Here is an 8,420-nt window from a genome sequence, read left to right on the forward strand (position 1 = left end):
ATGGCACAAGTTCAATACTATGGAACGGGTCGTCGTAAACACTCTGTAGCACGTGTACGTCTCGTGCCGGGTGAAGGACGAATCATTATTAACAAGCGCGACCTGAATGAATACTTCGGCTTGGAAACGTTGAAGCTGATCGTGAAACAACCGCTTGCGCTGACTGAAACGGCAAGCAAATACGACATCCTGGTAATTGCACATGGCGGCGGTATCTCCGGCCAAGCAGGTGCAATTCGTCACGGTATTTCCCGTGCGCTGCTGAAAGCAGACCCGGAATTCCGTCCAGCTTTGAAACGCGCCGGGTTCCTGACGCGTGACCCACGTATGAAAGAACGTAAAAAATACGGCCTCAAAGCTGCACGTCGTGCGCCACAATTCTCGAAACGTTAATCTATACCGACAAAATGCCTCGCTGCTTAGCAGTGGAGGCATTTTTTTCATCATTTTTGCGTATTTCAGTCATTGAACATTATGACCAATGGACGTATAATTTAATGTAGATCAATTTACTTGGAATTTGCAAACGGAGGGACTCATCCATGAACCTTTTTGAGAAAGAAGCGCTTATTACCAAGCAAGCGGAAGAACTGGAGAGTGCGACGCCGCAAGAGATTTTGAAATACGCGGTTGAAACATTCCCGAATATCACGTTCGCATGCAGCTTTGGCGCGGAAGATGTCGTGCTTGTCGATATGCTGCAAAAAATCAGTCCGAAGACCGACATTTTCTACCTGGATACGGATTTTCACTTTAAAGAAACGTACGAGACACGCGATAAAATGGCCGAAATCTACGGTCTTGAATTCGTAGAAGTGAAACCAGCCATTACGCCGGAGGAGCAAGCGGCACAATTTGGCGAAGAGTTGTGGAAGTCCAACGCGAACGAATGCTGCAATATTCGGAAAGTGCAGCCGTTGACGCAAATCCTATCCAAGTACGAAGCATGGATTACGGGAATTCGCCGCGATCAGGCGCCAACGCGCGCGAACTCGAAGAAGATTGAATACGACACGAAATTCGGCTTGGTAAAGTTCAACCCGATCGCGGATTGGACGACCGAAGATGTCTGGAACTATATTCGCGCGAACAATGTCTATTACAACCCATTGCATGACAACAACTATCCAAGCATCGGTTGCGAATACTGCACGCGTCAAGTCATGCCGGGCGAGGACCCGCGTGCAGGACGTTGGGCGGGTCAAGAGAAGACGGAGTGCGGATTGCATAAATAAGCATAACCTGGTAGCAACGCGATAAAACCTTAGGAGGCACTTGCATACAATGAGCAGCATTGAGCCGCATGGCGGCGTACTCATCAACCGAGTCGCGACTGGAGCCGAGCGCGACGCGCTGCTCTCCGAAGCGGCAAAGCTTTCGTCCATCATCGTCAATACATGGACCATTTCGGATTTGGACTTGATCGCCGTGGGAGCATTTTCGCCGCTTACCGGATTTTTGAACGAAGCGGACTATCGCTCGGTCGTCGAACGCATGCGTCTTGCGGATGGAACGGTATGGAGCATTCCGATTACATTGGCTGTGGAAGAAACGAAAGCCTCCGAATTGTCCGCGGGTAAACGTGCTGCGCTTATCGGCGAAGACGGCGTTATCTATGCCGTGATCGAGATCGAGAGTATCTATGCCGTCGACCAGAAGCATGAAGCGCTCAACGTATTCAAGACCGATGATGTAGAGCATCCAGGCGTTGCGAAATTGCTCAGCCGTCCCGCGACTTATATCGGCGGTTCCATCACCGTGCTTAATCGTCCGGTGCCCGAGAAATTCACTGAATTTTACTTTGACCCGGCGGAAACGAGACGGATATTCACGGAGAAGGGGTGGAAGACCATCGTAGGGTTCCAAACCCGGAATCCCGTTCATCGCGCGCATGAATATATTCAGAAATGCGCCATGGAGGTCGTTGATGCGCTATTCCTGAACCCGCTCGTCGGCGAAACGAAATCCGACGACGTACCTGCGAATGTCCGGATGAAGAGCTATATCGCGCTGCTCGAGAATTACTATCCGGCGGACCGCACGTTCCTTGGCGTGTTCCCGGCAGCAATGCGCTACGCAGGACCGCGGGAAGCGATTTTCCATGCGATGGTTCGCAAAAATTACGGCTGTACGCATTTCATCGTCGGCCGCGACCATGCGGGCGTAGGCGATTACTACGGAACATACGAGGCGCAGGATCTGCTTCGTTCCTTCCCGGCCGAAGATCTCGGCATTACGCCGTTGTTCTTCGAACATAGTTTCTTTTGCACCAAATGCGGCAACATGGCTTCCAGCAAAACTTGCCCGCACGGCAAAGAGGATCATCTGACGCTTTCCGGCACGAAGGTTCGCGCCTTGCTGCGTGACGGCATTTGCCCGCCGCCGGAGTTCTCGCGTCCGGAAGTGGCTCAAATTCTGATCGAAGGCATGTCCAGCCAACCGGTTTAATTTAAACAGGATGTCCGCATAAGTGGCCGCCTCGTCCCATAAGATGATAAAGAACGCAGGACAGCCTCCTGCACGATCATCGGATGGAGATAGGGGTGGCTTTTTGCATGCGCGGAGTTCGGAAACGGTTGGTGGTTTGGATTTCGTACCGCGGCGCGGCGCGAATCGGGTTAGGCATCGCGGCGGTCATGCTCACGGTCGTATTGTTGACGCAGGAGGTGCCCGCGACGCGGACATGGACCTACTGGACGCTGCCGCTATCCGGCAAAGTGATTGCCATTGATGCCGGGCATGGCGGCGTGGACGGCGGCGCGGTCAGCAAGCAGGGTTTGGTAGAGAAAGATCTTAATTTGGCGATCGCCTTGCAGCTGCGGGATTTTCTTCAGCAGGCCGGGGCAATCGTCGTGATGACGCGGGAGGGCGATTACGATCTCGCGGAGGAAGGCACGTCGAAGATCAGCAAACGGAAGACGCAGGATCTGCTTAATCGCGCCAAGTTCGTCAAAGATAAGCATGCTTCGCTGCTGCTTAGTATCCATATGAACAGCATTCCATCTCCGAAATGGTCGGGGGCCCAGACGTTTTTTTACCCGAACCAGCCGGAAAATGCCATTTTAGCTTCCCTGATTCAGGACGAGATCCGGCGAAACCTGGGCAATACCGAACGACTCGCGGCTACGGTCAATTCGATATATTTGCTGAAAGCGATGGACGAAGTGCCGAGCGCGCTGGTGGAAGTCGGTTTTCTGTCCAACCCCGGCGAGGCGGCGAGACTGGCGGATTCCGAATACCAGAAGAAGGTGGCGGCTTCCATATATCAAGGTGTGCTGCGCTTTACCGCGGGGGAGAAATGGGGAACGGGTAACCCGGGCGGCGCGGCCGGCGGCAAAACCGGAAGCTGACCCCGCTTGGAACGGCCCCGGGGTATTGCTATAATGGATGAGCCAGTATCACTGGGATAGAGGAGAGAATCTACCATGATTACCCGCGAGGAAGCATTGAAGGCCGCCGAGTCTGCAGCGGCCCCTTATAATGCGGAAGGCACGATCGTCTTCCGCGATGTTGTCGTGAAAGACCGTGGCGTTTCGCTCACGGTCATTGGCGCTGCGGCGCCCGCGGAGCGCACGCTCGAGGCTGCGCTGCGCGAAGCGCTTGCCGCTGCCGGCGCCGAAACCGTGCACTGTCGGTTTCGGGCCGGCGAAGCCGCCCCGGCGGGCGCGCAAGGCGCTACGCCCGCCGCAGGCGCCCCTGGCGGCGCCGGGCAGGCTGTGCCGCCGCCGAAGGGCGCTGGCCCCGTACGCGGTCACGGGGCCGGGCTCGAGGCACACCCGCTGCTCGCCGAAGGCAGCGGGGTGCAGTTCATTGCCGTCGCCAGCGGCAAGGGCGGCGTCGGCAAGTCCACGGTGACCGTGAATCTCGCGGTCGCCTTGGCCCGAAAGGGCAAACGCGTCGGAATCATCGACGCCGACATCTACGGCTTCAGCGTGCCGGATATGATGGGGATCGAAGAGCGCCCGCAGATCGTGAACGAGCGGGTCATCCCCATCGAGAAATTCGGCGTGCGCGTCATGTCCATGGGCTTTTTCGTCGAAGACAACGCACCGATCGTATGGCGGGGACCGATGCTCGGCAAGATGCTGCGGAACTTTTTTGCCGAGATCGAGTGGGGCGAGCTGGATTACCTGCTGTTGGATTTACCGCCGGGAACGGGCGACGTCGCCCTCGACGTGCATCAGCTCATACCGCAGAGCAAGGAAATCATCGTGACCACGCCGCATGCAACGGCCGCTTTCGTGGCAGCCCGAGCGGGTGCAATGGCGATCAAGACCGAACACGAGATCATTGGCGTCGTGGAGAATATGTCGTACTACATCAATAAAGACGGCGAGCACGATTACGTTTTCGGACGCGGAGGCGGAGCTCGGCTTGCCGAGTCCCTCAATGCCGAGTTAATGGCGCAGATTCCGCTCGGAGCGCCAGACAACCATGTGTCGGAGCCGGATTTTTCCCCGTCCGTGTACAAGGAAGATACCGACACGGGGCGCATTTACCTGGAGATAGCGGACCGCGTCATTGCCAAGTGCAAGGCATAGTCGGCGATACCACAACAAAAAGCCAACATGGCTCACGATTCGTGAGCATGTTGGCTTTTCACATTGTATTTCATATTCGGACACTTCCAAACGACCGGAGCAGGGATCAACCGCCTCCTTGCTCACCCATGCCGCCTTCGCTTTGATCGCCGCTGTCGCCTTGATCGCCGCCTTCGCCTTCTCCGCCGCCTTCGCCCTCTTTGGATTTGGTGACTTTTTCGTCCGGTTTAGGCTTAAGCTCTTCCTGTACCGCCTTTTTAAGCAGGTCGAGAATTTCCATCCGGAATAGCGGACTTTGCATCGAATCCTGCATAATGGTCATGACTTGTTTGCGGTATTGGCTGCTTTGGAGGACATCCAATATCATTTTATCCATTTCCGGGCTTTTCATCGCTTGGATCATGTCTTTCTGGTAGCTCGGATCCTTCAGCAGGTCCTTGTGGATTTGCTTGTTTTGTTTATTTACCGCTTGCGAGAACTCGCCGGCAAAACGCGGATCCGTCATCAACTTTTCGATGACTTTGTTGTACTCCGGAGAAACCAAGGTTTCTTTGACGGCCATGCGTACCTGTTCTTGGTCTTGGACCGTAAGCAGCCTCGAGCCCATGCCATTGTTGCCCGTGGAAGAAACGGCCGATTCCTGAAGCGCCTTTTGCGCGTCTTCCGTCTTGAGTATGTCAATTACCATCGACTTCATGTCTTTGTAGCTGATCGGTTCGCTTGATGCACTGGACGGCTCGGAGCCGCAGCTTGACAGCATGGAGGATAAAATTATTGCGGCACCCACCCATACGAAACGCTTGAGCATGATGTCCCTGTCTCCCTTCTGAAATTACGACATTGTCCTGCGTGTAGTATGCGACATTGTTCAAGGGATTATCATGGACGCGGCGTAGCTTTTTAAGGCGGACGTGGTAAAATGGAAAAGACCAGGCTATTCGGCAAAGGCAGGACCGAAATTTCGAGCATCTCGGAATGGTTTGCTGCCAAGATGAACCAAGCAAACGGAGAATTTCAAGCGAATGCGAGCCATAAGAAGTCAGCGCTTCCATGCTTTTTTACGGATGGACAAGGGGAAGGCGCAAACAAACGTTTAGGAGACATGTACCGTGAACTTACGCAAATGGTTTTTCTTATTCTGGAGCACGATGGCGGTGGGCGGGGTCGTATCCGCCATTATCGGAACCTTTATGCAATGGGTCGATCCCGATTTCGGGATACTCGGGCTGAAAGCGACAGGCTTTAACCTGCTTACCATGGCGCTCGTCGGATTGCTGTTCGGCGCGTTCAGCCAAATGGGCTTTTTTTCGTATCTAACGCTCAATTACATCGCGCTCAGCGTGCTTCGCCGAGGGTACCTTTGGAACGCCTTGCAAGCGTACACTTCGCTGTTCGCGCTCGGCGGAATAGGATACATGCTGTACCAGGACCGCGCTACGTTAAATAACGGCTGGATTTTTTGGGTACTTCCGCTTGCGCTCGCCATCGCGTCCTCGGCGGTCGCCTATGTCAAAGCGAAACAGACCAACAGCACAGCGTTCATACCGACGGTGTTTCTGTTGGTCGTCGTGACGCTGCTGGAAGCGTGGCAAGCGCTCCAAAGCAACGTCACGGCTATGACGTTCATGGTCATTCCGATGTTCGCGTGCAACGCGTATCAAATCATGTGGCTGCACCGTTTGCTGCGCAAAGAACAAACGACCGGCTCCGCATCATCCAATGCGAAACCGGTCGCTTAAATGCCATTCGTACGAAATCATTGTCCCGCCGAAGCATCGAGCTGCTCGAACATGGCGGTTTTGTCTTGTACCGTTTTGCCCTGCAGCTCCGTTTGCGCAATCAGTTCCGATACCGTTACGAATTCATAGCCTTTATCGCGAAGTTGATCGATAATCGCGGGGAGCGCCTCGTGCGTCTGTTTGACGGAATCGCTGGCATGCATCAGAATAATGTCGCCGGGATGCGCTTTGGAAACGACGCGATTCACGATTTTGTCCGTCCCGATATTCATCCAATCCTGGGAGTCCGTATCCCATTGAATCACTTTATAGTTCATTTGTTCAGCGATCCGCAGCACGCGTTTGTCGAAATCGCCGTTAGGCATCCGAATTAGGGTAGGCGTTTTGCCGGTCACTTGAGTCAATATCGTTTGCGCCGTTTCGATTTGCGTGCGAATTTCCTCGTCGCTGTAGGTGCTGTAATTGCCGTGCTTGTGACCGTGGCTCCCGATTTCATAACCGGCATCTACGATCTTTTTCACGATATCGGGGTGGCTTTGGCTCCAAGGGGAAGAGAGGAAGAACGTCACGTTATTGACGCCTTTTTGTTTCAGGACGTCGAGAATCGGCTCGGCTCGTTTTTCACCCCAACTGATGTCGAAGGTCAATGCCACGACCTTTTTGTCTGTCGGAACGCTGTAAATCGCTGCCGGCTGATCTTCGGCAAACACCGTAATATTGTCCTTTTCGGCGTAAATGACGCCTGCCGCGAACATGATCCCCACTGTCATCAGAAAATATCGCTTCAATTTCCTTCCGTTCATGACGTAAAACATATTCATGGATGGATCGGCACTCCTCTCCTTAGGCTTGTATTAGTACAATCTATGCTCGTACGACCAACTTATTCGTCTTGAAGCCAAAATAAGCCCCAGCAGAGGTGAGAAGCCAACTATGTTCGCTCCACGTGAAATTTTGCGCCATTTGAAATCCATGCGTCATTATCTCGCCTTCAGCACGATTTTTTTGCTTGCCGGCATGGTCGTCGGCGCGACGAATCCGGCGCTGGACGGCTTTATGCAAAGCCAGATGAGCGGATTGCGGGATATCGCGCAAAACATCGACTCCAGCAGTCATCCGACGCTGTTTTTAATGTTGTTTATCTTATTGAATAACGTCATTAAAGCGGTCTTCGTAATGTACCTCGGCGCGTTTTTCGGCATAATTCCCGTCATCTTCCTCGCCATCAACGGGATGATGATCGGATATTTGATTCACAAGACGGCGGAGCAAGGGAACGGGATGTTGTTCGACGTTATCGTCAAAGGGCTTCTCCCGCATGGCGTTATCGAATTGGCTGCGATCGTAATCGCTTGTGCATACGGACTCCGGTTCGGCAAAATGATCCTCCAAGGAATCGGTTCGATGTTTACGCGCAAGAGCGGGTGGGGGCAGGAATTCGAAAAATTCATGCAGCGTACCCTCCCGGTTATCGTGCTTATAACCGTAATGTTGGTCGTAGCCGCACTCATTGAAAGCACCGTGACGGTTTGGCTGCTCGGCGAGTAATAAAATTTCCATTTTCTGTGCATAACAATAAAGCGGCGTTTATCGCGACTTGCGATAAACGCCGTTTTTGGTTTCCGGGTAAGCGCAGCGCGATTCCCGTGACCGAAGAAACGAGCCGGCGCGGTTGAAGAACTGCCGCAGGGTCGTTGGGGTGGCCGTTGTGGCCGAATAAGCAAAGGGGGCTGCCGAACGGTTATGCTCGGAATACTGTTCAACGACAAAGAATGCAAAGAACTCGACTACGTACTACGCAAAGAACTTGACGAAATGCTGCTCGATTTGAACGATTCCAGGTTGGACGGAGATATCAAGACGGCCATTGCCAAACGCTACAAGATTATTTTTCGAATGTTTGCCCGTATCGCCTCCCCGAAAGAACTGTCCCGCTATGTGCTTAATATGCGTATGTACCGCTGATTCAAACGGTTATTCACAGGTGTACAAATAATTATCAAAAAACCCTTGCATTGTTTCTAAAGCTTGTGATATATTAATCAAGTCGCCGCTGAGACATGGGCGATACGAGAAAAGAACTTGTACCTTGAAAACTGAACAATGAGCGACCTGTCAAACAGGTTTTAAAGTAAGTCAG

General features: G+C 53.2%; 10 protein-coding genes. 8 read left to right on the forward strand and 2 right to left on the reverse strand.

The features are described from left to right. The 5 genes from rpsI (at position 1) to AC50YL_RS35530 (ending at position 4,541) form a co-directional block, all read left to right on the forward strand. On the forward strand, positions 1-393 hold the full coding sequence (gene rpsI, locus AC50YL_RS35510) for a 30S ribosomal protein S9 (RefSeq protein ID WP_126011507.1): 393 nt from the start codon (positions 1-3) through the stop codon (positions 391-393). Between the two features lie 149 nt (positions 394-542). Then, entirely contained in the window at positions 543-1,235 is a 693-nt protein-coding gene (locus tag AC50YL_RS35515) for a phosphoadenylyl-sulfate reductase (protein ID WP_494838094.1), read from the forward strand. 49 nt (positions 1,236-1,284) lie between these two features. Further along, positions 1,285-2,448, forward strand: coding sequence for a sulfate adenylyltransferase (gene sat, locus AC50YL_RS35520; RefSeq protein ID WP_494838095.1), 1,164 nt, complete (start codon positions 1,285-1,287; stop codon positions 2,446-2,448). A gap of 107 nt (positions 2,449-2,555) precedes the next feature. After that, positions 2,556-3,350: an N-acetylmuramoyl-L-alanine amidase CwlD gene (cwlD, locus tag AC50YL_RS35525; protein ID WP_494838097.1), complete on the forward strand. Its 795-nt coding sequence runs from the start codon at positions 2,556-2,558 to the stop codon at positions 3,348-3,350. Positions 3,351-3,425: 75 nt separating this feature from the next. Next, positions 3,426-4,541: a P-loop NTPase gene (locus AC50YL_RS35530; protein ID WP_494838098.1), complete on the forward strand. Its 1,116-nt coding sequence runs from the start codon at positions 3,426-3,428 to the stop codon at positions 4,539-4,541. Between the two features lie 106 nt (positions 4,542-4,647). On the opposite strand, the gene gerD is transcribed toward AC50YL_RS35530, so the two are convergent. Beyond that, complete coding sequence (gerD, locus tag AC50YL_RS35535) at positions 4,648-5,349, reverse strand: spore germination lipoprotein GerD (RefSeq protein ID WP_494838099.1); 702 nt, start codon at positions 5,347-5,349, stop codon at positions 4,648-4,650. 301 nt (positions 5,350-5,650) lie between these two features. Here gerD and AC50YL_RS35540 point away from each other — a divergent pair, with 301 nt between their 5' ends. Next, positions 5,651-6,280, forward strand: a complete 630-nt coding sequence (locus AC50YL_RS35540; RefSeq protein WP_494838100.1) for a KinB-signaling pathway activation protein — start codon at positions 5,651-5,653, stop codon at positions 6,278-6,280. Positions 6,281-6,297: 17 nt separating this feature from the next. On the opposite strand, the gene pdaB is transcribed toward AC50YL_RS35540, so the two are convergent. After that, a complete protein-coding gene (gene pdaB, locus AC50YL_RS35545; protein WP_494838101.1) occupies positions 6,298-7,101 on the reverse strand; it encodes a polysaccharide deacetylase family sporulation protein PdaB in 804 nt (267 codons plus the stop codon). A 112-nt stretch (positions 7,102-7,213) separates the two neighbouring features. Here pdaB and AC50YL_RS35550 point away from each other — a divergent pair, with 112 nt between their 5' ends. After that, positions 7,214-7,828 carry a stage II sporulation protein M gene (locus AC50YL_RS35550; RefSeq protein WP_494838102.1) on the forward strand — a complete coding sequence of 205 codons (615 nt, stop codon included), beginning with the start codon at positions 7,214-7,216 and terminating at the stop codon, positions 7,826-7,828. 195 nt (positions 7,829-8,023) lie between these two features. Continuing rightward, positions 8,024-8,245 (forward strand): hypothetical protein, encoded by a 222-nt coding sequence (locus AC50YL_RS35555; protein WP_494838104.1) that lies wholly within the window; start codon positions 8,024-8,026, stop codon positions 8,243-8,245. The last annotated feature ends 175 nt before the right edge of the window (positions 8,246-8,420 follow it).

The organism is Paenibacillus sp. J22P277, from assembly GCF_059383675.1.

What these genes read in the sequence shown, in the direction of transcription:
- pdaB (WP_494838101.1), bottom strand. Translation starts at nt 7,101, where the DNA reads ATGAATATGTTTTACGTCATGAACGGAAGGAAATTGAAGCGATATTTT.
- AC50YL_RS35550 (WP_494838102.1), top strand. Translation starts at nt 7,214, where the DNA reads ATGTTCGCTCCACGTGAAATTTTGCGCCATTTGAAATCCATGCGTCAT.
- rpsI (WP_126011507.1), top strand. Translation starts at nt 1, where the DNA reads ATGGCACAAGTTCAATACTATGGAACGGGTCGTCGTAAACACTCTGTA.
- gerD (WP_494838099.1), bottom strand. Translation starts at nt 5,349, where the DNA reads ATGCTCAAGCGTTTCGTATGGGTGGGTGCCGCAATAATTTTATCCTCC.
- AC50YL_RS35555 (WP_494838104.1), top strand. Translation starts at nt 8,024, where the DNA reads ATGCTCGGAATACTGTTCAACGACAAAGAATGCAAAGAACTCGACTAC.
- cwlD (WP_494838097.1), top strand. Translation starts at nt 2,556, where the DNA reads ATGCGCGGAGTTCGGAAACGGTTGGTGGTTTGGATTTCGTACCGCGGC.
- AC50YL_RS35530 (WP_494838098.1), top strand. Translation starts at nt 3,426, where the DNA reads ATGATTACCCGCGAGGAAGCATTGAAGGCCGCCGAGTCTGCAGCGGCC.
- AC50YL_RS35515 (WP_494838094.1), top strand. Translation starts at nt 543, where the DNA reads ATGAACCTTTTTGAGAAAGAAGCGCTTATTACCAAGCAAGCGGAAGAA.
- sat (WP_494838095.1), top strand. Translation starts at nt 1,285, where the DNA reads ATGAGCAGCATTGAGCCGCATGGCGGCGTACTCATCAACCGAGTCGCG.